Raw genomic sequence first — 309 nt, 5'->3', positions numbered from 1 at the left:
TCGGTGTCACCGCGCTCTTCGATCCAGCCCTGGCGCAGGGCCGGCAGGCCGGAGCGGATGTCGATCTTCGCGCTAGGGTCGGTGTAGGGGCCGGAACAGTCGTAGACGAAGATCGGCGGGTTCTTTTCCCCACCAAAACCCGTGGGCGTATCGGCCTGGGTGATCTCGCGCATCGGCACCTGGATGTCCGGGCGGGAGCCTTCGACGTGGATCTTGCGGGAATTGGGCAGCGGCGCTACGGCCGCTTCGTCCACGTGGGCGGACGAGGCGAGGAATTTGTCGGTGGCGTTCATGGAGGCTCCTTTGGGG

At 66.0% G+C, this 309-nt stretch carries 1 pseudogene; it reads right to left on the bottom strand.

Annotated features, from left to right (window positions below):
• Positions 1 to 293 (bottom strand): annotated as a pseudogene (locus tag B4920_RS26025) (phosphomethylpyrimidine synthase ThiC); the annotation flags it as partial.
• Between the last annotated feature and the right edge of the window lie 16 nt (positions 294 to 309).

This window comes from Zoogloea sp. LCSB751, assembly GCF_002028455.1.
GTDB lineage: Bacteria > Pseudomonadota > Gammaproteobacteria > Burkholderiales > Rhodocyclaceae > Zoogloea.
The sequence above is the reverse complement of the archived record's forward strand: the minus strand, read 5'-3'. Positions and strand labels throughout refer to the sequence as shown.